The sequence below is a fragment of the Cedecea sp. VD22 genome (assembly GCF_037150195.1).
Classification (GTDB): domain Bacteria; phylum Pseudomonadota; class Gammaproteobacteria; order Enterobacterales; family Enterobacteriaceae; genus Cedecea.
Genome location: NZ_JBBCPX010000005.1, coordinates 1 through 25,063, shown reverse-complemented (window position 1 = coordinate 25,063; position 25,063 = coordinate 1). Strand labels below are relative to the sequence as shown.

25 protein-coding genes are annotated in these 25,063 nt (G+C 53.4%); 17 read left to right on the top strand and 8 right to left on the bottom strand.

Annotated features, from left to right (window positions below; all coding sequences use genetic code 11):
- Positions 1-14 precede the first annotated feature (14 nt).
- The 13 genes from bamA to WFK85_RS11635 all read left to right on the top strand — a co-directional run bounded on the left by bamA (position 15) and on the right by WFK85_RS11635 (position 16,081).
- The gene (gene bamA, locus WFK85_RS11695; RefSeq protein ID WP_008456939.1) at positions 15-2,420 is read left to right on the top strand and encodes an outer membrane protein assembly factor BamA; all 2,406 of its coding nucleotides are present in this window, start codon (positions 15-17) and stop codon (positions 2,418-2,420) included.
- A gap of 124 nt (positions 2,421-2,544) precedes the next feature.
- Positions 2,545-3,045, top strand: a complete 501-nt coding sequence (skp, locus tag WFK85_RS11690) for a molecular chaperone Skp (protein ID WP_008456940.1) — start codon at positions 2,545-2,547, stop codon at positions 3,043-3,045.
- A gap of 3 nt (positions 3,046-3,048) precedes the next feature.
- Positions 3,049-4,074 carry a UDP-3-O-(3-hydroxymyristoyl)glucosamine N-acyltransferase gene (lpxD, locus tag WFK85_RS11685; protein WP_008456942.1) on the top strand — a complete coding sequence of 342 codons (1,026 nt, stop codon included), beginning with the start codon at positions 3,049-3,051 and terminating at the stop codon, positions 4,072-4,074.
- A gap of 148 nt (positions 4,075-4,222) precedes the next feature.
- Positions 4,223-4,678 (top strand): 3-hydroxyacyl-ACP dehydratase FabZ, encoded by a 456-nt coding sequence (fabZ, locus tag WFK85_RS11680; protein ID WP_039290428.1) that lies wholly within the window; start codon positions 4,223-4,225, stop codon positions 4,676-4,678.
- Between the two features lie 3 nt (positions 4,679-4,681).
- On the top strand, positions 4,682-5,470 hold the full coding sequence (gene lpxA / locus WFK85_RS11675; RefSeq protein ID WP_008456945.1) for an acyl-ACP--UDP-N-acetylglucosamine O-acyltransferase: 789 nt from the start codon (positions 4,682-4,684) through the stop codon (positions 5,468-5,470).
- Positions 5,470-6,618, top strand: a complete 1,149-nt coding sequence (gene lpxB / locus WFK85_RS11670; RefSeq protein ID WP_008456946.1) for a lipid-A-disaccharide synthase — start codon at positions 5,470-5,472, stop codon at positions 6,616-6,618. The genes lpxA and lpxB overlap by 1 nt, the downstream gene beginning before the upstream one ends.
- Entirely contained in the window at positions 6,615-7,211 is a 597-nt protein-coding gene (gene rnhB, locus WFK85_RS11665; protein WP_008456948.1) for a ribonuclease HII, read from the top strand. Before lpxB ends, rnhB begins: the two co-directional genes overlap by 4 nt.
- Before the next feature lie 34 nt (positions 7,212-7,245).
- On the top strand, positions 7,246-10,728 hold the full coding sequence (dnaE, locus tag WFK85_RS11660; protein ID WP_166876682.1) for a DNA polymerase III subunit alpha: 3,483 nt from the start codon (positions 7,246-7,248) through the stop codon (positions 10,726-10,728).
- Positions 10,729-10,740: 12 nt separating this feature from the next.
- Positions 10,741-11,700: an acetyl-CoA carboxylase carboxyl transferase subunit alpha gene (gene accA / locus WFK85_RS11655; RefSeq protein WP_008456951.1), complete on the top strand. Its 960-nt coding sequence runs from the start codon at positions 10,741-10,743 to the stop codon at positions 11,698-11,700.
- A 115-nt stretch (positions 11,701-11,815) separates the two neighbouring features.
- Positions 11,816-13,957 (top strand): lysine decarboxylase LdcC, encoded by a 2,142-nt coding sequence (locus WFK85_RS11650; protein WP_336707845.1) that lies wholly within the window; start codon positions 11,816-11,818, stop codon positions 13,955-13,957.
- Between the two features lie 57 nt (positions 13,958-14,014).
- The gene (locus WFK85_RS11645; RefSeq protein ID WP_008456956.1) at positions 14,015-14,404 is read left to right on the top strand and encodes a VOC family protein; all 390 of its coding nucleotides are present in this window, start codon (positions 14,015-14,017) and stop codon (positions 14,402-14,404) included.
- A gap of 61 nt (positions 14,405-14,465) precedes the next feature.
- A complete protein-coding gene (gene tilS / locus WFK85_RS11640; RefSeq protein WP_336707847.1) occupies positions 14,466-15,773 on the top strand; it encodes a tRNA lysidine(34) synthetase TilS in 1,308 nt (435 codons plus the stop codon).
- The gene (locus WFK85_RS11635; protein WP_166993615.1) at positions 15,770-16,081 is read left to right on the top strand and encodes a c-type cytochrome; all 312 of its coding nucleotides are present in this window, start codon (positions 15,770-15,772) and stop codon (positions 16,079-16,081) included. The genes tilS and WFK85_RS11635 overlap by 4 nt, the downstream gene beginning before the upstream one ends.
- A 55-nt stretch (positions 16,082-16,136) precedes the next feature.
- Here WFK85_RS11635 and rof read toward each other — a convergent pair whose 3' ends face one another.
- A complete protein-coding gene (rof, locus tag WFK85_RS11630) occupies positions 16,137-16,397 on the bottom strand; it encodes a Rho-binding antiterminator (RefSeq protein ID WP_008456962.1) in 261 nt (86 codons plus the stop codon).
- Positions 16,384-16,584 carry a YaeP family protein gene (locus WFK85_RS11625; RefSeq protein ID WP_008456963.1) on the bottom strand — a complete coding sequence of 67 codons (201 nt, stop codon included), beginning with the start codon at positions 16,582-16,584 and terminating at the stop codon, positions 16,384-16,386. Before WFK85_RS11625 ends, rof begins: the two co-directional genes overlap by 14 nt.
- Before the next feature lie 198 nt (positions 16,585-16,782).
- Between WFK85_RS11625 and WFK85_RS11620 the strand changes: the two genes are divergently transcribed.
- The 3 genes from WFK85_RS11620 to nlpE are packed head-to-tail and all read left to right on the top strand — an operon-like array spanning position 16,783 to position 18,470.
- Positions 16,783-17,325 carry a YaeQ family protein gene (locus WFK85_RS11620; RefSeq protein WP_008456965.1) on the top strand — a complete coding sequence of 181 codons (543 nt, stop codon included), beginning with the start codon at positions 16,783-16,785 and terminating at the stop codon, positions 17,323-17,325.
- Positions 17,322-17,744, top strand: a complete 423-nt coding sequence (gene arfB / locus WFK85_RS11615) for an alternative ribosome rescue aminoacyl-tRNA hydrolase ArfB (protein WP_008456967.1) — start codon at positions 17,322-17,324, stop codon at positions 17,742-17,744. Before WFK85_RS11620 ends, arfB begins: the two co-directional genes overlap by 4 nt.
- Before the next feature lie 36 nt (positions 17,745-17,780).
- Positions 17,781-18,470, top strand: coding sequence for an envelope stress response activation lipoprotein NlpE (nlpE, locus tag WFK85_RS11610; RefSeq protein WP_008456969.1), 690 nt, complete (start codon positions 17,781-17,783; stop codon positions 18,468-18,470).
- Between the two features lie 50 nt (positions 18,471-18,520).
- On the opposite strand, the gene proS is transcribed toward nlpE, so the two are convergent.
- From proS to metN, 6 genes are all read right to left on the bottom strand, one after another.
- Positions 18,521-20,239 (bottom strand): proline--tRNA ligase, encoded by a 1,719-nt coding sequence (proS, locus tag WFK85_RS11605; RefSeq protein ID WP_008456972.1) that lies wholly within the window; start codon positions 20,237-20,239, stop codon positions 18,521-18,523.
- 110 nt (positions 20,240-20,349) lie between these two features.
- Positions 20,350-21,057: a tRNA (N6-threonylcarbamoyladenosine(37)-N6)-methyltransferase TrmO gene (gene tsaA, locus WFK85_RS11600; RefSeq protein WP_166876662.1), complete on the bottom strand. Its 708-nt coding sequence runs from the start codon at positions 21,055-21,057 to the stop codon at positions 20,350-20,352.
- Complete coding sequence (rcsF, locus tag WFK85_RS11595) at positions 21,054-21,458, bottom strand: Rcs stress response system protein RcsF (protein ID WP_008456976.1); 405 nt, start codon at positions 21,456-21,458, stop codon at positions 21,054-21,056. The genes tsaA and rcsF overlap by 4 nt, the downstream gene beginning before the upstream one ends.
- Positions 21,459-21,571: 113 nt before the next feature.
- The gene (locus tag WFK85_RS11590; RefSeq protein WP_008456978.1) at positions 21,572-22,387 is read right to left on the bottom strand and encodes a MetQ/NlpA family lipoprotein; all 816 of its coding nucleotides are present in this window, start codon (positions 22,385-22,387) and stop codon (positions 21,572-21,574) included.
- 30 nt (positions 22,388-22,417) lie between these two features.
- Positions 22,418-23,071 (bottom strand): methionine ABC transporter permease MetI, encoded by a 654-nt coding sequence (locus WFK85_RS11585; protein ID WP_008456980.1) that lies wholly within the window; start codon positions 23,069-23,071, stop codon positions 22,418-22,420.
- The gene (metN, locus tag WFK85_RS11580; RefSeq protein WP_166993617.1) at positions 23,064-24,095 is read right to left on the bottom strand and encodes a methionine ABC transporter ATP-binding protein MetN; all 1,032 of its coding nucleotides are present in this window, start codon (positions 24,093-24,095) and stop codon (positions 23,064-23,066) included. Before metN ends, WFK85_RS11585 begins: the two co-directional genes overlap by 8 nt.
- Positions 24,096-24,283: 188 nt before the next feature.
- On the opposite strand from metN, the gene gmhB reads away from it, so the two are divergent.
- Positions 24,284-24,844, top strand: a complete 561-nt coding sequence (gene gmhB / locus WFK85_RS11575) for a D-glycero-beta-D-manno-heptose 1,7-bisphosphate 7-phosphatase (RefSeq protein ID WP_008456984.1) — start codon at positions 24,284-24,286, stop codon at positions 24,842-24,844.
- Positions 24,845-25,063 lie beyond the last annotated feature (219 nt).

The window sequence follows — 25,063 nt, the reverse complement described above, 5'->3', positions numbered from 1 at the left end:
AACGCATAACAACGATGGCGATGAAAAAGCTCCTCATAGCGACGCTGCTGTTTAGCAGCGCCACCGTATACGGTGCAGACGGGTTCGTGGTGAAAGACATTCATTTCGAAGGCCTGCAGCGAGTCGCCGTCGGTGCGGCCCTCCTCAGTATGCCGGTTCGCGTAGGCGACACCGTCTCTGACGAGGATATCAGTAATACAATCCGCTCACTGTTTGCCACCGGCAACTTTGAAGATGTGCGAGTGCTGCGTGATGGTAATACGCTGCTTGTGCAGGTCAAAGAGCGTCCAACCATTGCCAGCATCACCTTCTCCGGCAACAAGTCGGTGAAAGATGACATGCTGAAGCAGAACCTTGAAGCTTCCGGCGTACGCGTGGGGGAATCCCTCGACCGCACGACCCTGGGCGACATCGAGAAAGGGCTGGAAGATTTCTACTACAGCGTCGGGAAATACAGCGCCAGCGTCAAAGCTGTCGTCACGCCGCTGCCGCGTAACCGTGTTGACCTGAAACTGGTGTTCCAGGAAGGCGTCTCCGCAAAAATCCAGCAGATCAACATCGTCGGTAACCACGCGTTTACCACAGATGAGCTGATCTCCCGATTCCAACTGCGTGATGAAGTGCCGTGGTGGAACGTCGTCGGCGATCGTAAATACCAGAAGCAAAAGCTGGCGGGTGACCTTGAAACCCTGCGTAGCTACTATCTGGATCGCGGCTATGCGCGTTTCAATATTGACTCCACGCAGGTTAGCCTGACGCCGGATAAGAAAAGCATTTATGTGACCATCAACATCACCGAAGGCGAGCAGTACAAGATCGCCGGCGTGGATGTGAAAGGCAATCTGGCCGGGCATTCTGCGGAAATTGAAAGCCTGACTAAGATGCAGCCGGGTGAGCTGTATAACGGCACCAAAGTCACCAAAATGGAAGACGACATTAAGAAACTGCTGGGTCGCTATGGTTACGCCTATCCGCGCGTACAGACTCAGCCTGAAATTAATGACGCTGACAAAACCGTGAAGCTGCACGTTAACGTCGATTCCGGTAACCGTTACTACGTGCGTAAGATCCGCTTTGAAGGCAACGACACCAGTAAAGATGCCGTTCTGCGCCGTGAAATGCGCCAGATGGAAGGGGCGTGGCTGGGCAGCAACCTTGTTGATGCCGGTAAAGAACGTCTGAACCGCTTGGGTTACTTCGAGACCGTCGATGTGGACACCCAGCGCGTATCCGGCAGCCCGGATCAGGTTGACGTTGTCTATAAAGTGAAAGAGCGTAACACCGGTAGTTTCAACTTCGGTGTTGGCTACGGTACTGAAAGCGGTGTGAGCTTCCAGGTCGGTGTTCAGCAGGATAACTGGTTGGGTACAGGCTACTCGGTTGGGATCAGCGGCACCAAAAACGATTACCAGACCTACGCGGAACTGTCAGCGACCGATCCATACTTTACGGTGGATGGTGTTAGCCTTGGTGGTCGTATCTTCTTCAACGACTTTAAAGCTGATGACGCGGACCTGTCTGACTACACCAACAAGAGCTACGGGCTGGATACAACACTGGGCTTCCCGGTGAATGAATACAACACGCTGCGCCTTGGTTTGGGTTACGTGCATAACGATCTGTCGAACATGCAGCCGCAGATAGCTATGTGGCGCTACCTGGATTCTGTGGGTCAGCACCCAACTATGAATGCCAACGACAACAGTTTCTCGGCAGATGACTTCACTCTGAACTATGGTTGGACATACAGCAACCTTGACCGCGGTTACTTCCCGACGGATGGTTCTCGCGTCAACCTGAATGGTAAAGTCACCATTCCGGGTTCCGATAACGAGTTCTACAAAGTGACGTTAGATACGGCGAGTTATTTCCCGATCAATGACAATCATACGTGGGTTGTGCTGGGTCGTACCCGTTGGGGTTACGGCGATGGTCTGGGTGGTAAAGAACTGCCGTTCTACGAGAACTTCTATGCCGGTGGTTCCAGCACCGTGCGTGGTTTCCAGTCAAACAACATTGGTCCAAAAGCCGCTTATTACGGCCCGAACCAGCGTAACTGTGGCACTGGTACTGTGTGTAACTCTAACGATGCGGTGGGCGGTAACGCCATGGGTGTGGCCAGCCTTGAGCTGATTACCCCGACGCCGTTCCTGAGTGAGAAGTACGCAAACTCTGTTCGTACTTCCCTGTTTGTCGATGCAGGTACCGTTTGGGATACCAAATGGGAGAACACCGACGCGACCAGAGCGGCAGGTATACCTGATTACAGCACGCCAAGTAACATCCGTATGTCTGCAGGTATTGCGCTGCAGTGGATGTCGCCTCTGGGGCCGCTGGTCTTCTCTTATGCTCAGCCGTATAAGAAATATGATGGAGACAAGGCAGAACAGTTCCAGTTTAACATTGGTAAAACCTGGTAATTTGTTCTGCGCGATGGAACGCAACAGCAGTGAGGCGCTGCACCTGTTAGCCGTTTAGTCGGTTGGCAGGTGCTCGCAAAAAAACAGTGTCTTCGGACGCCTATGGGATGGTAAGGAGTTTATAGTGAAAAAGTGGTTAGTTGCCGCAGGTCTCGGGATTGCTATGGTTGCTTCAGCCGGCGCTCAGGCTGCCTCCAGCATCGCAGTAGTTAACATGGGCAACCTGTTCCAACAGGTCGCACAAAACACCGGTGTTTCTAAAACCCTGGAAAATGAGTTCAAAGGCCGCGCCAGCGAACTGCAGGGAATGGAAAACGATCTGCAATCCAAAATGCAGCGCCTGCAGCGCGATGGTTCAACCATGAAAGCTTCAGATCGCAGCAAAATGGAAAAAGACGTCATGGCTCAGCGCCAGTCGTTCTCCGAAAAAGCACAGGCTTTTGAGCAGGATCGTAACCGTCGTTCCAACGAAGAGCGTAGCAAACTGGTTACTCGTATCCAGGCCGCTGTGAAGAAAGTTGCAGACGATAAAGGCTATGATGTTGTTCTGGATGCAAACACCGTTGCTTACGCAGGTAACGACGTTAAAGACATCACTGCAGACGTACTGAAACAGGTTAAATAAGTAATGTCTTCAATTCGACTGGCTGAATTAGCCCAGCAGTTGGATGCAGAATTGCACGGTGATGGCGATATCGTCATCACCGGCGTTGCATCTATGCAAACTGCCCAGTCTGGCCACATTACGTTCATGGTTAACCCTCGCTATCGTGAACAGCTGGCTGTCTGCCAGGCTTCTGCCGTCGTGATGACCGAAGCCGACCTTCCATACGCTAAGAGCGCGGCGCTGGTAGTGAAGAATCCCTACCTGACCTATGCCCGTATGGCCCAAATTCTTGATACCACGCCTCAGCCTGCAAGCAATATTGCGCCAAGCGCAGCTGTTGATGCGACCGCGAGGCTTGGTCAAAATGTTTCTATCGGCGCAAATGCCGTTATCGAATCAGGCGTTGAGCTGGGCGATAACGTGGTGATCGGCGCTGGCTGCTTTGTAGGAAAAAATACCAAAATCGGCGCGGGTAGCCGTTTATGGGCCAATGTCTCCATCTATCACAACATCGAAATCGGTGCTCAGTGCTTGATTCAGTCCAGCACGGTGATTGGGTCAGATGGTTTTGGCTACGCTAACGATCGCGGTAACTGGGTGAAAATTCCTCAGCTAGGCCGGGTCATTATTGGCGATCGCGTTGAAATTGGTGCCTGTACGACAATCGATCGCGGCGCCCTGGATGACACGATCATCGGCAATGGTGTTATCATTGATAACCAGTGCCAGATTGCACATAACGTTGTGATTGGCGACAATACTGCGGTTGCGGGTGGCGTTATCATGGCGGGCAGCCTTAAAATTGGCCGTTACTGCATGATTGGTGGTGCCAGCGTAATCAACGGCCATATGGAAATCTGTGACAAGGTGACCGTGACAGGAATGGGAATGGTGATGCGTCCAATCACTGAACCGGGAGTTTACTCTTCGGGGATCCCGCTCCAACCGAACAAAGCGTGGCGTAAAACCGCCGCCCTGGTGATGAACATCGATGAGATGAGCAAACGCTTAAAAGCCATCGAACGTAAGGTCAATCAACAAGACTGATCGTCGCCTGCTCCCTGCGCTGCCGTGTTTCCGGCCATTAGGGCTGGAGCGTAAGCCGCGCTTTTTGATTTGCGGCCTGCTGGCATTCTTTGATTGCCGCAGGCCGTGTTATTATTGTCATTTAGAATATTTAGACAGGAAGAGTATTTTGACAACTGACACTCATACTCTGCACATTGAAGAGATTTTAGAGCTTCTGCCGCACCGTTATCCGTTCTTGCTGGTTGATCGCGTGCTGGATTTTGAAGAAGGTCGTTTTCTGCGCGCAGTAAAAAATGTCTCTGTAAATGAGCCGTTTTTCCAGGGGCACTTCCCTGGTAAGCCGATTTTCCCGGGCGTATTGATCCTGGAAGCGATGGCACAGGCTACCGGTATTCTTGCATTCAAAAGCGTGGGTAAACTTGAGCCGGGTGAACTGTATTACTTTGCTGGCATCGATGAAGCGCGCTTTAAGCGCCCTGTTGTGCCTGGCGATCAGATGATTATGGAAGTGACCTTTGAGAAAACTCGTCGTGGTTTGACGCGTTTCAAAGGCGTCGCAATTGTTGACGGCAAGATTGTCTGCGAAGCGACCATGATGTGTGCACGCAGCCGGGAGGCATAATACGTGATTGATAAGTCCGCCTTTATTCATCCAACCGCTATTGTGGAAGAAGGTGCCGTCATTGGCGCTAACGTTCACATTGGCCCGTTTTGTCTCGTAGGTCCAAACGTTGAAATCGGCGAAGGCACGGTTCTGAAATCTCATGTTGTCGTCAATGGTCACACCAAAATTGGCCGTGACAATGAGATCTACCAGTTCGCGTCTATCGGTGAAGTTAACCAGGATCTGAAATATGCGGGTGAGCCAACTCGCGTGGAAATTGGCGACCGCAACCGCATTCGCGAAAGCGTCACCATCCATCGCGGCACGGTGCAAGATGCTGGATTAACGAAGGTGGGAAGCGACAACCTGCTGATGATCAATGCGCACGTTGCGCATGATTGCCAGATTGGCGATCGCGTTATCCTCGCGAACAACGCAACGCTTGCGGGTCACGTACAAATCGGGGATCACGCCATCATCGGTGGAATGACTGCGGTGCATCAGTTCTGCATCATCGGTGCCCACGTGATGGTTGGCGGCTGTTCCGGCGTTGCTCAGGATGTACCACCTTACGTTATCGCACAGGGCAACCATGCGACGCCGTTTGGTGTGAACATTGAAGGCCTGAAGCGTCGCGGTTTCAGCAAAGAAGCGCTGCACGCTATTCGCAACGCCTACAAGATCCTCTATCGCAGCGGCAAGACGCTTGAAGAGGCGAAGCCGGAAATTGCTGAAATTGCAGCTCAGCATCCGGAAGTGAATGCATTTATTGAATTCTTTGCCCGCTCCACGCGCGGTTTGATTCGTTAATGAAGCCTGGTCGTCCCCTTACGATTGCCTTGGTCGCCGGAGAAACCTCCGGCGATATTCTTGGTGCTGGGCTTATTCGCGAACTGAAAGCTCGCGTGCCTGATGCTCGCTTTGTTGGCGTGGCCGGGCCGCTTATGCAGGCTGAAGGTTGTGAAGCCTGGTATGAAATGGAAGAGCTTGCGGTTATGGGCATCGTTGAAGTGCTTGGCCGTTTACGTCGCCTGCTGCAGATCCGCAGCGATCTCACGAAGCGCTTCACCGAGCTGCAGCCCGACGTCTTTGTCGGCATTGATGCGCCGGATTTCAATATCACGCTTGAAGGCAACCTCAAAAAACAAGGGATCCGTACGATCCACTACGTCAGTCCGTCCGTTTGGGCATGGCGACAAAAACGCGTTTTCAAAATTGGCAGAGCGACCGATCTGGTATTGGCTTTTCTGCCTTTCGAAAAAGCGTTTTACGACCGGTTTAATGTACCGTGTCGCTTCATCGGGCATACCATGGCGGATGCCATGCCGCTCGATCCGGATAAAAACGCTGCGCGTGCGACGTTAGGCATTGCGGCAGATGCAAAATGCCTGGCGTTGTTGCCCGGCAGTCGCGGCGCTGAAGTCGAAATGCTTAGCGCAGACTTCCTCAGAACAGCGCAATTGCTTCGTAAGCGTTGGCCTGCACTGGAAGTCGTGGTGCCACTGGTGAATGCAAAGCGTCGTGAGCAGTTCGAAAAGATTAAAGCTGAGATTGCCCCCGAACTGCATGTACATCTGCTGGACGGAAAAGCACGTGAAGCGATGATTGCCAGTGACGCGGCGCTTCTGGCCTCCGGCACGGCTGCGCTTGAATGTATGTTGGCCAAATGCCCGATGGTGGTTGGCTATCGCATGAAGCCGTTCACGTTCTGGCTGGCGAAGCGGCTGGTGAAAACCGATTACGTTTCCCTGCCAAATTTACTGGCAGGCCGCGAGCTGGTTAAAGAGCTGCTGCAAAACGAATGTGAGCCTATCGGGCTTGCCTGTGCGCTTGAGCCGTTGCTGGAAGACGGTGCCGTCAGCCATCAGATGCATGATACCTTCCGGGATTTGCATCAGCAGATCCGTTGTAATGCGGACAAGCAGGCGGCGGACGCCGTGCTGGAGCTGGCTCAATGATCGAATTTGTTTACCCGCATACGCACCTTGTCGCCGGCGTGGATGAAGTAGGGCGCGGGCCTTTGGTCGGCGCCGTTGTTACTGCAGCTGTGATCCTCGATCCGGCAAAGCCGATTATCGGGCTGGCGGACTCGAAAAAATTATCTGAAAAACGCCGTCTGGCGCTGTATGACGAAATTGTCGAAAAGGCATTAAGCTGGAGTCTGGGCCGTGCCGAGCCGCACGAGATCGACAATATCAACATTTTGCATGCCACGATGCTGGCCATGCAGCGTGCGGTTGCGGGCCTGAATGTTGTGCCTGAATATGTGTTGATTGACGGCAACCGTTGCCCTGTGTTGCCTATGCCGTCGCTGGCGGTTGTTAAAGGCGACAGCCGGGTGGCAGAAATCAGTGCGGCGTCAATACTTGCCAAAGTCACGCGCGATCGTGAAATGGCCGAACTGGATCTCAGCTTCCCGCAGTACGGTTTTGCTCAGCACAAGGGCTACCCAACCGCTTTTCATCTCGAAAAGCTGGCCGAGCATGGTGCCACCGAGCACCATCGCCGCAGCTTTGGCCCCGTCAAACGCGCGCTTGGGCTCGTCTCCTGAGCCTTAGTAGCTGATACAGAGTAATTGGTGAGAGATGGCTGAACCACGTTTCATTCACCTTCGGGTGCACAGCGACTATTCCATGATTGATGGGCTGGCGAAGACCGGGCCGCTGGTAAAAAAAGCCGCGGCGCTGGGAATGCCTGCTCTCGCTATCACCGATTTCACCAACCTCTGTGGGTTGGTCAAATTCTATGGTTCCGGCCATGGCGCCGGTATTAAGCCGATCATCGGTGCGGACTTTAACGTTGCCAACGAGCTGTTAGGCGATGAGCTTAGTCACTTGACGGTGCTGGCTGCAAACAATGAAGGCTACCAAAACCTTACCTTACTGATCTCTCGTGCCTACCAGCGTGGCTACGGCGCAGCGGGCCCGATTATTGACCGAGAGTGGCTGGTAGAGTTAAACGAAGGGCTAATTCTGCTCTCCGGTGGGCGCATGGGAGATATTGGCAAAAGCCTGCTTCGTGGAAACCAGCCGCTGGTCGATCAGTGCCTGGAATTCTGGCAGCAGCATTTTGCCGATCGCTTCTATCTGGAACTGATTCGCACTGGTCGGGTGGATGAAGAAAACTATCTTCACGCCGCCGTGGCGCTGGCTGACGAACGCGGCTTGCCGGTGGTTGCCACCAACGATGTCCGCTTTATTGATGCCGGCGACTTTGATGCCCACGAGATCCGAGTGGCGATCCACGATGGCTTCACGTTGGACGATCCTAAGCGCCCGCGTAACTACTCCGCCCAGCAATATATGCGTAGCGAAGAAGAGATGTGCGAGCTGTTTTCGGACATCCCGGAAGCGCTGGAAAACAGCGTTGAGATTGCCAAGCGCTGTAACGTGACCGTGCGCCTGGGTGAGTACTTCCTGCCGCAATTCCCGACGGGAGAGATGACCACCGAAGACTTCCTGGTCATGAAATCCAAAGAGGGGCTGGAAGAACGTCTTGAGTTCCTATTCCCGGACCCGGAAGTGCGTGCGCAGAAACGCCCTGAATACGACGAGCGCCTGGATATCGAGCTGCAGGTTATCAACCAGATGGGCTTTCCCGGCTACTTCCTAATCGTGATGGAGTTTATCCAGTGGTCGAAGGATAACGGCGTGCCGGTCGGGCCTGGGCGTGGTTCAGGTGCGGGGTCGCTGGTGGCCTATGCGCTGAAGATCACCGACCTCGACCCGCTTGAGTTTGACCTGCTGTTCGAACGTTTCCTTAACCCGGAACGTGTTTCGATGCCTGACTTCGACGTTGATTTCTGTATGGAAAAACGCGACCAGGTGATCGACCACGTTTCCGAGATGTATGGGCGTGAAGCCGTTTCGCAGATCATTACCTTTGGTACGATGGCGGCGAAGGCGGTTATTCGCGACGTAGGTCGCGTACTCGGTCACCCTTACGGTTTTGTCGATCGCATTTCCAAACTGGTGCCACCGGATCCCGGCATGACGCTGGCGAAAGCCTTTGAGGCGGAGCCGCAGCTGCCGGAGATCTACGAAGCTGACGAAGAAGTTAAAGCCCTGATCGACATGGCGCGCAAGCTGGAAGGCGTCACGCGTAACGCCGGTAAGCATGCCGGGGGCGTGGTTATCGCCCCAACCAAAATTACCGATTTTGCGCCGCTTTATTGTGACGACCAGGGGCAGCATCCGGTTACCCAGTTCGACAAGAACGACGTTGAATATGCGGGCCTGGTGAAGTTTGACTTCCTGGGGCTGCGTACGCTGACGATCATCGACTGGGCGCTGAAAATGATCAACCCGCGTCGGGCAAAACAGGGGCTGGAGCCGATTGATATCGCCGCCATTCCGCTCGACGATAAGAAAAGCTTCGACATGCTGCAGCGCTCGGAAACCACCGCGGTCTTCCAGCTTGAATCCCGCGGCATGAAAGACCTGATTAAGCGTCTGCAGCCTGACTGCTTCGAAGACATGATCGCCCTTGTGGCACTTTTCCGTCCGGGCCCGCTGCAGTCGGGGATGGTAGATAACTTCATCGACCGTAAACATGGCCGCGAAGCGATTTCTTATCCGGACGTGGAATGGCAGCACGAAAGCCTGAAGCCGGTACTGGAGCCTACCTACGGCATCATCCTGTATCAGGAACAGGTTATGCAGATTGCCCAGGTGCTTTCCGGTTATACCCTCGGCGGCGCGGATATGCTGCGTCGAGCGATGGGTAAAAAGAAACCGGAAGAGATGGCCAAGCAGCGCGGCACTTTTGAAGAGGGCGCAATCAAAAACGGCGTCGACGGCGAGCTGTCGATGAAAATCTTTGACCTGGTAGAGAAATTTGCCGGGTACGGATTTAACAAATCTCACTCTGCCGCCTATGCTTTGGTTTCGTATCAGACGCTGTGGCTGAAGGCGCACTACCCGGCAGAGTTTATGGCGGCCGTAATGACCGCCGATATGGATAACACCGAGAAAGTGGTGGGCCTGGTGGATGAGTGCTGGCGAATGGGGCTGAAAGTCCTGTCGCCGGACATTAACTCTGGCCTTTACCATTTCCACGTTAACGATGACGGGGAAATTGTTTACGGCATCGGCGCGATAAAAGGCGTGGGTGAAGGCCCGATTGAAGCCATTATCGAAGCGCGTAATCAAGGCGGGCATTTCCTCGATCTCTTTGATTTGTGCGCGCGTTCCGATATCAAAAAGCTTAACCGCAGGGTGCTGGAAAAACTCATTATGTCCGGGGCTTTTGACCGCCTTGGGCCTCACCGCGCGGCGCTGATGAATGCGCTGGGTGATGCGTTAAAAGCAGCTGATCAGCACGCGAAAGCGGAAGCTATTGGCCAGGCAGATATGTTCGGCGTTCTTGCCGAAGAGCCTGAGCAGGTCGAAAAGTCCTACGCCAGCGTGATTCCCTGGCCTGAACAAGTGGTGCTGGAAGGGGAGCGTGAGACGCTCGGACTGTATCTTACCGGTCACCCGATCAACCAGTACCTGAAAGAAATCGAGCGCTATGTCGGTGGCATGCGCCTGAAAGAGATGCACCCGACGGAACGTGGTAAAATGACCACGGCTGCGGGTCTGGTGATTGCTTCGCGGGTTATGGTCACCAAGCGAGGTAATCGCATCGGCATCTGTACGCTGGATGACCGCTCTGGTCGTCTGGAAGTGATGTTATTCACAGATGCGCTAGAAAAATACCAGCATCTGCTGGAAAAAGACCGTATCCTGATCGTTAGCGGACAGGTCAGCTTTGATGACTTCAGCGGAGGGCTTAAAATGACGGCCCGCGAGCTGATGGACATCGACGAAGCCCGTGAAAAGTACGCGCGTGGGCTTGCTATCTCGCTGACGGACAGGCAAATTGATGACCAGCTTTTAAACCGTCTCCGTCAGTCTCTGGAACCCCATCGTTCGGGGACAATTCCAGTACATCTCTACTATCAGAGGGTGGATGCACGAGCCCGGTTGCGCTTCGGTGCGACATGGCGTGTTTCCCCTAGCGATCGTTTACTTAACGATCTGCGAACGCTGATTGGTTCGGAGCAGGTGGAACTGGAGTTTGACTAAAACAGGAATATTATGAGTCTGAATTTCCTTGATTTCGAACAGCCGATTGCAGAGCTGGAAGCGAAAATCGATTCCCTGACGGCCGTTAGCCGCCAGGATGAAAAACTGGATATTAATCTGGACGAAGAAGTGCAGCGTCTGCGCGAGAAAAGCGTTGAGCTGACCCGCAAGATCTTCGCTGATTTAGGTGCATGGCAGATTGCGCAGCTGGCGCGCCATCCGCAGCGTCCGTACACCCTGGATTACGTTCGTCTGGCTTTTGATGAGTTCGACGAACTGGCCGGCGATCGTGCCTATGCCGACGATAAAGCTATCGTGGGCGGTATTGCTCGTCTGGAAGGTCGTCCGGTGATGATCATTGGTCATCAGAAAGGGCGCGAAACCAAAGAGAAAATCCGTCGTAACTTCGGTATGCCGGCACCAGAAGGCTACCGTAAAGCGCTGCGTCTGATGGAAATGGCTGAACGTTTTAACATGCCGATCATTACCTTCATCGACACGCCGGGTGCTTATCCGGGCGTTGGCGCCGAAGAACGTGGTCAGTCTGAAGCGATCGCCCGCAACCTGCGTGAAATGTCCCGTCTGAAAGTACCGGTCATTTGTACCGTTATCGGTGAAGGTGGTTCCGGTGGTGCGCTGGCCATTGGCGTGGGTGACAAAGTAAACATGCTGCAGTACAGCACTTACTCCGTTATTTCCCCGGAAGGCTGTGCGTCAATCCTGTGGAAGAGCGCGGATAAAGCCCCGCTGGCCGCAGAAGCGATGGGGATCATTGCTCCTCGCCTGAAAGAGCTGAAGCTGATCGATACCGTGATCCCTGAGCCGTTGGGTGGTGCGCATCGCAATCCAGAAGTGATGGCCGCTTCCCTGCGTGCACAGCTGCTGGCCGATCTGGCGGATCTCGACGTGTTGAACAAAGACGAATTGTTAAACCGTCGTTATCAGCGTCTGATGAGCTACGGCTACGCCTGATTTTAAGTTGTAAAATAGCGATAAGGGTCGGATTTTCCGGCCCTTTTTGCATTTATTGCTTCATGGAAAATCCCATTGCGCTATGCTTAGCCAGGTGATTTCCAGGAGGTGAACATTGAATACCATTGCGATTATGGGGCCGCACGGCGTTTTCTACAAAGACGAACCTATTAAAGAACTGCATCGCGCGCTGGAGCTGCAGGGCTTTCAGCTCATCTACCCCACCAACAGCACTGACCTGCTTAAGCTGATTGAGCACAACCCTCGTATCTGCGGCGTGGTCTTTGACTGGGACGAATACAGCCTCGACTTGTGCAGCGAAATTAACCTGCTGAATGAAGATCTGCCGCTGTATGCATTCATCAATACACATTCCTCTCTAAACGTTAGCGTGAATGAAATGCGCATGGCGCTGTGGTTCTTCGAGTATGCGCTGAGCGCGGCCGACGACATCGCCCTGCGTATTCGCCAGTACACCGACGAGTACCTGGATACGATTACGCCGCCGCTGACCAAAGCGCTGTTCACCTATGTGAAAGAGGGAAAATACACTTTCTGTACGCCAGGGCATATGGCCGGTACCGCCTACCAGAAAAGCCCGGTCGGCTGCTTGTTTTACGACTTTTTTGGCGGCAACACGCTGAAGGCCGACGTGTCGATTTCGGTTACGGAGCTGGGTTCGCTGCTAGATCATACCGGCCCTCATCTGGAGGCGGAGGAGTACATTGCCCGCACCTTCGGCGCCGAACAAAGCTATATGGTGACTAACGGGACTTCGACGTCGAACAAGATAGTCGGCATGTATGCCGCGCCATCCGGCAGCACAATTCTGGTCGATCGTAACTGCCATAAATCGCTGACCCATTTGCTGATGATGACCAATCTGGTGCCAATCTGGCTGAAGCCAACGCGTAACGCGCTGGGGATCCTGGGCGGTATTCCTCAGCGTGAATTTACTCGTGAAAATATCGAGAAAAAGGTCGCTGAAATCCCGAATGCGCAGTGGCCGGTGCACGCGGTTATCACCAACTCGACCTACGACGGGCTGCTGTACAACACCGATTTCATCAAGAAAACGCTAGATGTGCCGTCGATTCACTTTGACTCCGCCTGGGTGCCCTATACCAACTTCCACCCGATTTATCAGGGTAAAAGCGGCATGAGTGGTGACCGGGTGCCGGAGAAAATTATCTATGAAACCCAGTCGACCCATAAGCTGCTGGCGGCGTTCTCTCAGGCTTCGCTGATTCACATTAAAGGTGATTACGATGAAGATACCTTTAACGAAGCCTACATGATGCATACCACCACTTCCCCGAGCTATCCGCTGGTGGCCTCGATTGAAACGGCCGCGGCGATGCTGCGCGGTAATACGGGGAAACGGCTGATCAACCGTTCCGTTGAGCGTGCCCTGCATTTCCGCCGTGAAGTGCAGCGCCTGCGCGAAGAGTCAGAAGACTGGTTCTTCGATATCTGGCAACCCGATCATGTTGATGAGGCCGAGTGCTGGCCCATTGCCCCCGGAGAGGAAGACTGGCATGGCTTCAGGGATGCCGATGCCGAACACATGTATCTCGACCCTATCAAAGTCACTATTCTGACGCCGGGCATGAGCGAGTTGGGTGAAATGGCAGAAGAGGGGATCCCGGCGGCGCTGGTGGCCAAGTTTCTCGACGAGCGGGGCGTTGTTGTTGAGAAGACCGGTCCGTACAACCTGCTGTTCCTGTTCAGTATCGGTATTGATAAGACAAAAGCGCTAAGCCTGCTGCGCGGGCTGACGGAGTTTAAGCGGTCTTACGATCTTAATTTGCGTGTGAAGAACATGCTGCCGGATCTTTTTGCGGAAGATCCGGACTTTTATCGCAACATGCGCATTCAGACGCTGGCGCAGGGGATCCACAAACTGATTAAGCAACATAACCTGCCCGATCTAATGTTGCGCGCTTTTGATGTCCTGCCAGAAATGCGTATGACGCCGCATGAGGCTTATCAGCAGCAGGTGAAAGGCAACGTAGAAACGGTAGAAATAGAGGAACTGTTGGGCAGAGTTTCAGCCAATATGATCCTGCCTTATCCGCCAGGCGTGCCTGTGGTGATGCCGGGAGAAGTGATCACCAAAGAGAGTCGGGCGGTGCTCGACTTCCTGCTGATGCTGTGCTCTGTGGGGGAACATTATCCGGGCTTTGAAACGGATATTCACGGGGCTAAACTCGGTGAGGACGGCGTCTACAGAGTACGAGTCTTAAAAGAGGCTTGAGCGCTTGCTTTGCAGGGAAGCGATGATTACCTTGCCTGAAGTGACTAAGGAGATTTTATGCTGGGTTTAAAGCAAATTCATCACGTCGCGATTATCGCGTCGGACTACGAACGCAGTAAGCAATTCTATTGCGATGTGCTGGAGTTTACGCTGGAAGCGGAAGTTTACCGCAAAGAGCGGGACTCCTGGAAAGGCGATCTGGCGCTGAACGGCCAGTACGTTATTGAGCTATTCTCTTTTCCGTTTCCGCCTGTACGCCCAAGTCGCCCGGAGGCCTGCGGGCTTCGTCACCTGGCATTCAGCGTGGAAAACATTGACCAGGCGATTACGCACCTGGAAAGCCACGGCGTGAAATGCGAACCCATCCGCATCGATCCCTATACCAACAAACGTTTCACCTTCTTCAGCGATCCCGACGGCCTGCCGCTGGAACTTTATCAGCAGTAAACCTTGCCAGCGCCGCGAATGCCCGGTAATTTGCCGGGCAAACCCCTCGTAACGACGAACTATGACTAGCCGCGAACTTCAGTCTTTTCTGCATCCTCACCGCCAACTGCTGGTGGCGTTTAGCGGTGGGCTGGATTCGACGGTTCTGCTGCATCAAGTCGTTACCCTGCGAAATACTCTGCAACCTGAGTTGAATATCAGGGCGATGCATATCCACCATGGGCTCAGCCCGAGAGCAGACAGCTGGGTGGAACATTGCCGGGCAATTTGTGAGAAGTGGAACGTGCCCTTCGAAGTGGCTTATGTTCAGCTTCCCTCCGGCGGCCAGGGGATTGAAGGGGAAGCGAGGGCGGCCCGCTACCAGGCGCTTTCTGACTCGCTTTTGGCAGGTGAAGTGCTGCTGACGGCACAGCATTTGGACGACCAGTGTGAGACCTTCCTGTTGGCGCTTAAACGCGGCAGCGGCCCGGCCGGGCTGGCGTCGATGCCTGCGATTTTGCCTTTTAGCGACACATTATTATTGCGCCCGTTGCTGGCAACTTCGCGCGCACAGCTTGAGGAATGGGCTGGCGTTCACCGGCTAAGCTGGATTGAGGACGAAAGTAATCAGGACGATAAGTATGACCGGAATTTCCTGCGTCTGAGAGTCGTTCCTCTGCTGCAGCAAAGATGGCCCCATTTTTCCCGCAGCGTTGCCCGCAGCGCTGCGTTATGCGGCGAGCAGGAACAGCTGCTTGATGAACTGCTTGCCGAGCAGCTGGATAACTTGATGTCACCCGAGGGCGCGCTGCATATTGAGTCGATGCTGGCGATGAGCGAGGCACGGCGATTTGCCCTGCTGCGGCGCTGGCTCTCCTGGCATCGGGCTGCGATGCCGTCCCGGCCTTCTCTTCAACGTTTATGGCAGGAAGTCGCTTTAAGTCGGGAAGATGCCAATCCTCGCCTTCGCCTGGGCGAACATGAAATCAGGCGTTTTCAGGGGGAACTGTATTGGGTTCCGCTGCTGACCATCGATCGGGAAAAAAGCTATTTATGGCCCGCACCTTATCACCCCTTGAATCTCCCTGGGCTGGGAATGATTTTACTCAGCGAGAAGGGAATGCCGGTGCGTGCGCCAGCAGAGGACGAAATTGTTAGCCTGCGTTTTAAGGCTTCGGGTTTGCTGCATATTGTCGGCCGTGATAAAAGGCGAACGCTGAAAAAAATCTGGCAGGAATTGCGCATTCCGCCATGGGAACGTGACGCCACGCCGCTGCTGTTTTATGGCGAGCAACTTATCGCTGCGCCGGGTATTTTTGTCACTCGTGAAGGACAAGCTACGGAACATTCATGCTGGCACATAGACTGGCAAAAGGGAGTTGAGCAATGAAAAAAGTCGTATTACTGCTTGGGCTGATAGCCTGCAGTTTACCTGCTCTGGCGAAAGGCGATCCCCAGGCCGGGGAAGCGAAGGCCATGACCTGCGTTGCCTGCCATGGCATGAGTGGGAAAGCTTCTGCGCCGCTGTACCCAAACATTGGCGGGCAGAGCGAAGCTTATCTGGAGCATTCGCTTCAGGCCTATAAAAAAGGGGAGCGCAGCGGTGGGCAGGCAGAAATCATGAAGGCTTACGTCAGCGGGCTTTCAGACGAGGATATCTCTGATTTGGCGGCCTACTACGCCTCAATGAAGCCGTAAACAAAACGGGCAGCCTCGATAGCTGCCCGTTTTGTTTGAGATGGGGTGATCAGATTTATTCGACGCTCACCACGATAGTGCCGATTTCGGGGTGGCTAAAGCTGTTAATTTTATCGAGGCGTAGCTCACGCGTAGCGCCAGCGTTATCGACAACCAGGTATTCGACGTTTTTACGAGAAACCAGATCGCTCGCTTTGGCTTTCAAAACCTCCCCGTCTTTTAACTCCAGCGTCAGTAACAAATGATGCTGGCAGGCGAGCTCGAGATTGTCATAATCATCACAGTTGATGGGTTGATACGCATCATTCATTGACATAATCGCTCACCAGTAAGTTCGCGGCAGCATAAGCCGCCTGTTCCCTGACCGACTCCGATACGGCCTCGCTGGAGGCAACTTCGTTCAGAGCCTTCAATACGCATCCTAAGGCATCAGGAATATAGCCTAAATCGCCGCTGGCAATTTCCGCATAGCGTTGCCGAACTAATTCACAATACTTTTCCACATACCCTCCTCTCAGAGTCCCGACTTCAGACCTACTCGTGGGGTCAAGTCTAAGCCTACGAAGATAAACTCTGTTTAGCAAGGTGACTATACCACAGCAATGTAACCGATATCAGCCACGCAAATATACCCGTCATACTCAGAGCCGAAGGGGTGTTATTTCGCTACAATAGCGCGCAATTGTGTATGGAGAAGTGTGATGGCGTTAAAAGCGACAATTTATAAGGCGACGGTAAATGTGGCCGATCTCGATCGTAATCGGTTTCTGGACAGCAGCCTGACGCTGGCGCGTCATCCATCGGAAACGCAGGAGCGCATGATGCTGCGCCTGCTGGCATGGATTAAATATGCGGATGAGCGTCTGGAATTTACCCGTGGCCTCAGCGCAGAAGACGAGCCGGAAATCTGGCGTAAAAACGATCACCTTGGCATTGATTTGTGGGTAGAACTAGGGTTACCGGAAGAACGTCGGGTCAAAAAAGCCTGCAGCCAGTCGGCTGAGGTGGCATTGTTTACCTATAATAGTCGGGCGGCGGAAATTTGGTGGCAGCAAAACCAGACCCGCCTGAGCCAGTTTAAAAACCTGTCCATCTGGTATCTGGATGACGCACAGCTGGCGAAGCTAAGTGAGTTTGGTACGCGCACCATGAACCTGCAGGCGACGATTCAGGATGGCGCAATCTGGCTGTCCGACAGCGAGAATAATCTGGAAATTCACTTTACGGCCTGGCTGCAACAATGATTTCCGTGTCGCGAACGGTCGTTATCCCGGACAATGAAGTCACGATTACCGCGATTCGCGCCCAGGGGGCGGGTGGGCAGCATGTGAATAAAACCTCAACGGCGATTCATTTGCGCTTTGATATTCCTGCCTCTAGCCTGCCGGAGTCGTATAAGATACGTCTGCTGGCGGTAAGTCACCATTTGATCACGCCTGAGGGCGTGGTGGTGATTAAAGCCCAGGAATACCGAAGCCAGGAGATGAACCGCGAAGCGGCGGTGGCTCGCCTGGTTTCATTGATACAAGAACTCACCGTAGTGCAGAAGAGCCGCCGTGCCACAAAGCCGACGCGGGCTTCTAAAGAGCGGCGTCTGGCCTCAAAGGCGCAGAAATCGACAACCAAAGCACTACGCGGCAAAGTTCGTCGTCATCCGGAGTAGCGACGAACATTGGGACAACGGCATAAGGAATGAAGCATGAAGAAGAGTCTTCTGGCTGCGCTGGCAGCGCTCAGCCTGTTCACGCTATTTGGCTGTAATAATCGTACGGAAACGCAAACTTTGATCCCGGCTCAGGCGGCGGAATTGAAACCGATGCAGCAGAGCTATCGCGGCGTAGTGCCGTGTGCGGATTGTGAAGGGATTGAAACCTCGCTGTTCCTGGAAAAGGACGGCACCTGGGTGATGAACCAGACTTACCAGGGTAAAGGAGCCTCATTTGCCAGCTACGGTAAATGGGCGCGGACTGCAGATAAACTGGTCTTAACCGACAGCGAAGGCGAGAAGCAGTATTACCACCCTAAAGGCGACAGCCTGGTGATGCTGGATCGTGAAGGCAATCCGATTGATTCGCAGTTCAACTACACGCTAAAAGCGGTGGATGCGAAGCTGCCGTCAACGCCAATGCCGATGAAAGGCAAGTATAAATACATGGCTGACGCGGCGGTATTCCAGGACTGTGCGACCGGTAAAACCTTTGCCGTTGCGGATAATGCCGAGCTCGAAAGAGCTTATGCGGCAGCGCGCGGCAAGAACAGCGCGCCAATCCTGCTGGTGGTAGAAGGGCACTTTACGCTGCAGGCTTCTCCAGACAGTGGGGAGTTACAAAAAGCGCTGGTCGCGGATAAGGGTGCGAAGTTTAAGCCCGGCAAAGAGTGTAACGACTAAAACGAAAAAGCCCGTCCAGATGGACGGGCTTTTTTATGCTCAGCGGTTAATTAGCCTTTGATCTGCTTCACCAGGAAATCAACGATCTCGTTGGTTTTGATCATCTGCTTCTCACCGGCACGGCGATGTTTGTATTCGATCTCTTCGTTGTCGAGATTGCGGTCGCCGATAACGATAGTGTGAGGAATACCAATCAGCTCCATGTCGGCAAACATCACGCCTGGACGCTCTTTACGATCGTCCAGCAGCACGTCGATGCCCTGCGCGCGCAGCGTGGTATACAGCTCTTCAGCCAGCTGCTGCACGCGGAATGACTTGTGCATGTTCATTGGCAGAATCGCAACGTGGAACGGGGCGATAGCGTCCGGCCACAGAATACCGCGATCGTCAAAGTTCTGTTCAATCGCAGCCGCGACCACGCGGGTAACACCGATGCCATAGCAACCCATGGTCAGGGTCTGGTTACGGCCATCTTCACCCTGAACCGCGGCTTTCAGCGCTTCAGAGTACTTGGTACCCAACTGGAAGATGTGACCCACTTCGATGCCGCGCTTGATCATCAAGGTGCCTTTGCCGTCCGGGCTTGGATCGCCAGCCACAACGTTACGGATATCCGCAACTTCTGGCAGCGCAACATCACGTTCCCAGTTAATGCCGATAAAGTGTTTGCCGTCGATGTTTGCGCCAGCGGCGAAATCACTCATTGCCGCAACGCTGCGGTCAATCACAACTGGAACAGGCAGATTGATTGGACCCAGGGAACCAGGACCGGCTTTCACGATGTCGCGAATTTCTTGTTCGGTGGCGAATGTTAGCGGACTTGCTACCTGCGGCAGTTTCTCAGCCTTCACTTCGTTCAGCTCGTGATCGCCACGAACCAGCAAAGCAACCAGCGGATAAGCGCTGCCTTCGGTGGCTTTCACCAGCAGAGTCTTAACCGTTTTCTCGATTGGCAGGTTGAACTGCTCAACCAGCTCGGCGATAGTTTTTGCGTTCGGGGTGTCGATTTGGCTCATTTCAGCGGTTGGCGCTGCGCGGCCTGCTGCCGGCGCTAAAGCTTCAGCGAATTCGATGTTTGCCGCATAGTCTGAGCTGTCAGAGAAGATTACATCGTCTTCACCGCTTTGGGCCAGTACCTGGAACTCATGGGAAGCGCTGCCGCCAATAGAGCCGGTATCTGCCTGAACGGCACGGAAATCCAGACCCATACGGGAGAAAATCTTGCTGTAAGCCTCATACATCTTGTCGTAGGTTTCCTGCAGGGATTCCTGAGACGTATGGAACGAGTAGGCGTCTTTCATCAGGAATTCGCGAGAACGCATTACGCCAAAGCGTGGGCGCACTTCGTCACGGAATTTAGTCTGGATCTGGAACAGATTCAGCGGCAGCTGCTTGTAGGAGCTCAGTTCGTTGCGAATCAGGTCGGTGATCACTTCTTCGTGGGTTGGACCCAGCACGAAAGGACGTTCGCCACGGTCAACAAAGCGCAGCAGCTCCGGGCCGTATTGTTCCCAACGTCCACTCTCCTGCCACAGGTCGGCGGGTTGAACCACCGGCATGCACATTTCGATAGCACCTGCGTTGTTCATTTCTTCACGCACGATGTTTTCGACTTTCTTCAGGACGCGCAAACCGGTTGGCAGCCAGGTGTATAAACCGGAGGCCAGCTTGCGGATCATCCCGGCGCGCAGCATCAGCTGGTGGCTGACTACTTCAGCGTCGGCAGGTGTCTCCTTCAGAGTGGAGAGCAGATATTGGCTAGTACGCATGTTGTTACGGTTCCATTTGAACGGCAGAGCGCAGGCCAGCGGCGGCCTGCTTCAAAAAAAGTGGTTTAGTTTACCAGTGTGGCAGAGATGTCAAAAGAGAGAGGGCTAAATTAACTCGTTTCGAGAGCGAACACTTCAAAACCGTGTTCTGTGACGCGCCAGCGAACGTTAAAGTCCAGCAGCAGAACGGCGTAAGTTTTCCCGACATCTTCACCTTTACGATAGGCAGGACGAGGGTCCTGAGCAAGCACCTGACTGATAAAACGCGCAAGATGCGGATAGCGTTTTTCCAGCCCGGTCAACTGATGCTGCACTTCTGGTGTAAACATCACAGGCATGTCCGCCTGCGGAGCCTGCTGTGCATAGCCAGCACGTGCGTCCGGCACGGCTTCTGCAAATGGCAGGTACGGTTTGATATCTACAATGGGCGTGCCATCCACCAAATCCAGACTGCCGAGCTGTAAGATCACTTCATCTTTTTGGCAACGAATACCTTTAAGCTCAACCAGCGACATGCCGATTGGATTCGGGCGAAACGTGGAGCGCGTAGCAAACACGCCCATTCGCGCGTTGCCGCCAAGCCGGGGAGGACGTACGGTTGGGCGCCAGCCGCCTTCCATCGTTTGGTGAAAGACAAACAATAGCCACAGGTGGCTAAACTCTTCCAGCCCACGAACGGCATCGGCCTGGTTGTAAGGCGCAAGCAGACGCAGTTCACCGCCGCCGTCTTTGACCAGACCGGGCTGACGCGGGACGGCGAACTTTTCTTTATAAGGGGAGCGAATAACGCCTATTTGTGCAAATTGAAATGGGGTCATTGCGCCGAAACTTGCAGCGCGGAGCCAACGCAAACAGCCTGACGGTAGCACCCTGGCGTGCCGGTGGTGATGTCGCAGCTGTGCTGCAGGACCGCATTGGCTTTCATTTTGGAGGCATTAATCTGCATGCGTTTACGTGCTGTCGGGATATTCGGGGGAGAATCCTGATTGCTTGCCTGGCAAGACTCGCCGCTGACTTCGCCTAAATCACGGAACGGTTTACCCACCAAGTCTTCTGCGTTGGTGTAGATTCTGACCGGAACAGGGCGAGGCGCTTTCGGTTTCTCTGTTTCTGTCTTCGGCGCAGCTGCCGTGCTTTGAACGGGTTCTACTGGGGATCTGCTTAGCATTGAACAGCCGCTCAGCGCGAAGGCTAATAAACAGATCGGTAAAGCACGCATAATATTTCCTCAATGAATGTAAAACGGGGAACATTGAAGCAAGCTCGAACCAAAATAACAAGGCGGGCTTGCGCCCGCCTTTAATTATTTACGTAAAACTGAAGAATGGAAACTTACCAGCCTTTAACCGCGCCGCCGTTAAAGACTTTGTTAGCCGCTTCGTTCACTTCGTCAGACTGATAGGCCTGAACGAACTTCTTCACGTTTTCTGCATCTTTGTTGTCTTCACGAGAAACGATCAGGTTCACGTAAGGCGAGTTTTTGTCTTCAACGAAGATACCGTCTTTCGCTGGTGTCAGGCCAATCTGGCTAGCGTAAGTGGTGTTGATGATGGCCAGAGCAATCTGCGCATCGTCAAGAGAGCGCGGCAGTTGCGGTGCTTCCAGCTCAACCAGTTTCAGATTTTTTGGGTTCTCGGTGACATCCAGCACGGTTGGCAACAGACCAACGCCGTCTTTCAGTTTGATCAGACCTTCTTTCTGCAGCAGCAGCAGAGAACGGCCGAGGTTAGTCGGGTCGTTTGGCAGTGCTACCTGAGAACCCGGCTGCAGTTCAGCCAGTGATTTGATTTTTTTGGAGTAGCCGGCAATTGGATAAACAAAGGTATTGCCTACGGAAACCAGCTTATAACCACGATCTTTGATCTGCTGATCCAGGTAAGGTTTGTGCTGGAAGGCGTTAACGTCGATATCGCCTTTGCTGAGTGCTTCGTTTGGCAGGACATAGTCGGTAAAGGTCACCAGCTCAACATCGAGGCCATACTTCTCTTTAGCCACTTTCTGAGCCACTTCCGCAACCTGCTGCTCAGCGCCAGCAATCACGCCGACTTTAATGTGGTTTGGATCTTTCTCTTCCTGACCGCAACCCACCAGGGCCAGAGAGCCAATCAGAGCGCCGACCGCGGCGAACGTTTTAAAGTTAAAAGCCATGTCCTTTTCCTTGTATGAATGCAGTTGTGTTTATTTGTGTGTAACAGCCCGGACGATACGATCGCCAGAGAATTGAATTAAGTAAACCAGCACGACCAGCAGAACCAGTACGGTATTCATTACGGTAGCGTTGTAGCCGATGTACCCGTACTGATAGCCAATCTGCCCCAGACCACCGGCACCGACGGCACCACCCATAGCAGAATAGCCCACTAAAGTGATAAGGGTAATCGTCGCGGCGTTGACCAGGCCTGGAAGTGCTTCTGGAAGCAGTACTTTACGAATGATTTGCAGCGGCGTAGCGCCCATCGCGCGTGAAGCTTCAATCAGGCCGGTTGGAATTTCCAGCAGGGCATTTTCAACCATACGCGCAATAAACGGCGCGGCACCAACGGTCAACGGAACGATAGCAGCTTGCAGGCCGATAGACGTTCCTACGATGACGCGAGTAAAAGGGATCATCCAGACAAGCAGGATAATGAATGGAATAGAACGGAAAATGTTAACGATCGCCGAGAGGCTGCGGTAAAGCTTCGCATTGGCGCTGATTTGCCCAGGACGAGTGATGTAAAGCAGCACGCCGACTGGCAGACCGAGCACAAATCCGAAGAAACCGGAAACAAAGGTCATGGCCAACGTTTCATATACGCCGCGAGCCAGTAACCAAATCATTGCTTCAGACATAACCCAGCACCTCTACTTTCACGTGTTGCTCCTGCAGCCAGGCAATAGCCGCTTGCGTATCTTTTGGCTCGCCGTGCATTTCACACAGCATGATGCCGAACTTCACGCCACCGGCATAATCCATCTGCGCGCTAATAATGTTGCTGTTCACGTTGAAGGTACGTGCTGTTTCTGAGAGCAGTGGGGCATCGACCGACTGGCCAGTGAACTCCAGGCGTAATAAAGGTACCGCATTTTCTTTATGCTCTGCGTCCAGACGCTGCGCGTAATCTTCCGGCACGTCGAGGTGCAGTGTGGACTGAATAAACTGCTGCGCCAGAGGCGTTTTCGGATGGGAGAACACTTCGCTCACCGTATCCTGCTCAATAAGCTCGCCGTTGCTGATCACGGCCACGCAGTCACAAATACGTTTGACCACATCCATCTCGTGGGTGATAAGCAGAATGGTCAGGCCCAGGCGGCGGTTAATGTCTTTCAACAGCTCCAGAATAGAGCGGGTTGTGGCTGGGTCCAACGCGCTGGTAGCTTCGTCACACAGCAGGACCTTTGGGTTGCTGGCAAGCGCACGAGCAATCGCGACGCGCTGCTTCTGACCGCCGGAAAGGTTTGCAGGCCAGGCATCGTGCTTTTCACCTAAACCTACTAAGTCCAGTAGCTCGGTAACGCGACGTTTAATCTCTTCTTTTGGCGTGTTATCCAGCTCGAGCGGCAGAGCGACGTTACCAAAAACGGTACGCGAAGAAAGCAGATTAAAGTGCTGGAAGATCATACCGATCTGGCGGCGGGCTTTGGTTAACTGGGTTTCAGAAAGCGTTGTCAGGTCCTGACCGTCAACCAGAACTGAACCTTCGGTTGGACGTTCAAGCAGGTTTACACAGCGGATAAGGGTGCTTTTCCCCGCACCGGACGCGCCAATCACGCCATAAATTTGCCCGGCAGGTACGTGCAGACTGACATTGTTCAATGCCTGTATGCTGCGGTTTCCCTGCTGGAACACCTTGGTGATATTTGAAAGTTTAATCATTGAGTTATTTATTATCGTATCTGTATTAGCCGTGGAATTTTCTGCTACCAGTAACCAAAGTTACCGTAATCGATATGGATGTTAAGGCATCCAGACGTCTAAATCAATCAGCGAGTGAAGGACTGTTCTCTCCTTATTACTAAATCATGCGATACTAAACGTCATTAACCCGTTTCAGGAGTTCTCAAGTGGCACAGTCCGTACCCGCTATTTTTCTCGACCGCGATGGCACCATTAATGTCGATCATGGCTATGTATATGAAGTTGACCGATTCGAGTTTATTGATGGTGTTATAGAAGCAATGCGCGAATTAAAAGAGATGGGCTTTGCTCTGGTGCTGGTGACTAACCAGTCCGGCATTGCGCGCGGGATGTTCACCGAGGCTGACTTTGAAAACCTGACCGAATGGATGGACTGGTCGCTGGCGGACCGCGGCGTCGATCTCGATGGCATCTATTATTGCCCTCATCATCCAGATGGGAGCGTGAAAGAGTTTAGCCAGACTTGTGACTGTCGTAAGCCGCAGCCTGGCATGCTGATTTCTGCCCGTGACTTCCTGCACATTGATATGGCTTCTTCTTATATGGTCGGCGATAAAATTGAAGATATGCAGGCTGGTGCTGCCGCAATGGTGGGGACTAAAGTGCTGGTTCGCACTGGAAAACCAGTGACAGAAGCAGGCGAGGCGGCCGCAGATGTGGTTATTAATAGCCTCGCAGACCTGCCAAAACTTATCAAAAAGCGCTAAAAATAAGCGTTTCGCCTAAAAAATAGGCTGTCAGAAAGTTTTTTCAAATTAGGGGTTGTCAGGCTCTGAGAACTCCCTATAATGCGCCTCCGCTGACACGGCGAAGCGGCTTCGAAAGCGGCTTCACAACCCGGTAGTCAGTCAGACGAAAGCAAAAATAAACGCTTGACTCTGAAAGAGGAAAGCGTAATATACGCCACCTCGAGTTAGCAAGCGAAA

Excerpts from the sequence above, each read along its gene's own strand:
- proS (WP_008456972.1), bottom strand. The coding sequence starts at position 20,239 with ATGCGTACTAGCCAATATCTGCTCTCCACTCTGAAGGAGACACCTGCC.
- nlpE (WP_008456969.1), top strand. The coding sequence starts at position 17,781 with ATGAAGAAGAGTCTTCTGGCTGCGCTGGCAGCGCTCAGCCTGTTCACG.
- arfB (WP_008456967.1), top strand. The coding sequence starts at position 17,322 with ATGATTTCCGTGTCGCGAACGGTCGTTATCCCGGACAATGAAGTCACG.
- lpxD (WP_008456942.1), top strand. The coding sequence starts at position 3,049 with ATGTCTTCAATTCGACTGGCTGAATTAGCCCAGCAGTTGGATGCAGAA.
- rcsF (WP_008456976.1), bottom strand. The coding sequence starts at position 21,458 with ATGCGTGCTTTACCGATCTGTTTATTAGCCTTCGCGCTGAGCGGCTGT.
- WFK85_RS11585 (WP_008456980.1), bottom strand. The coding sequence starts at position 23,071 with ATGTCTGAAGCAATGATTTGGTTACTGGCTCGCGGCGTATATGAAACG.
- tsaA (WP_166876662.1), bottom strand. The coding sequence starts at position 21,057 with ATGACCCCATTTCAATTTGCACAAATAGGCGTTATTCGCTCCCCTTAT.
- WFK85_RS11645 (WP_008456956.1), top strand. The coding sequence starts at position 14,015 with ATGCTGGGTTTAAAGCAAATTCATCACGTCGCGATTATCGCGTCGGAC.
- WFK85_RS11620 (WP_008456965.1), top strand. The coding sequence starts at position 16,783 with ATGGCGTTAAAAGCGACAATTTATAAGGCGACGGTAAATGTGGCCGAT.
- WFK85_RS11635 (WP_166993615.1), top strand. The coding sequence starts at position 15,770 with ATGAAAAAAGTCGTATTACTGCTTGGGCTGATAGCCTGCAGTTTACCT.
- bamA (WP_008456939.1), top strand. The coding sequence starts at position 15 with ATGGCGATGAAAAAGCTCCTCATAGCGACGCTGCTGTTTAGCAGCGCC.
- WFK85_RS11590 (WP_008456978.1), bottom strand. The coding sequence starts at position 22,387 with ATGGCTTTTAACTTTAAAACGTTCGCCGCGGTCGGCGCTCTGATTGGC.
- rof (WP_008456962.1), bottom strand. The coding sequence starts at position 16,397 with ATGTCAATGAATGATGCGTATCAACCCATCAACTGTGATGATTATGAC.
- tilS (WP_336707847.1), top strand. The coding sequence starts at position 14,466 with ATGACTAGCCGCGAACTTCAGTCTTTTCTGCATCCTCACCGCCAACTG.
- dnaE (WP_166876682.1), top strand. The coding sequence starts at position 7,246 with ATGGCTGAACCACGTTTCATTCACCTTCGGGTGCACAGCGACTATTCC.
- accA (WP_008456951.1), top strand. The coding sequence starts at position 10,741 with ATGAGTCTGAATTTCCTTGATTTCGAACAGCCGATTGCAGAGCTGGAA.
- metN (WP_166993617.1), bottom strand. The coding sequence starts at position 24,095 with ATGATTAAACTTTCAAATATCACCAAGGTGTTCCAGCAGGGAAACCGC.
- rnhB (WP_008456948.1), top strand. The coding sequence starts at position 6,615 with ATGATCGAATTTGTTTACCCGCATACGCACCTTGTCGCCGGCGTGGAT.
- lpxB (WP_008456946.1), top strand. The coding sequence starts at position 5,470 with ATGAAGCCTGGTCGTCCCCTTACGATTGCCTTGGTCGCCGGAGAAACC.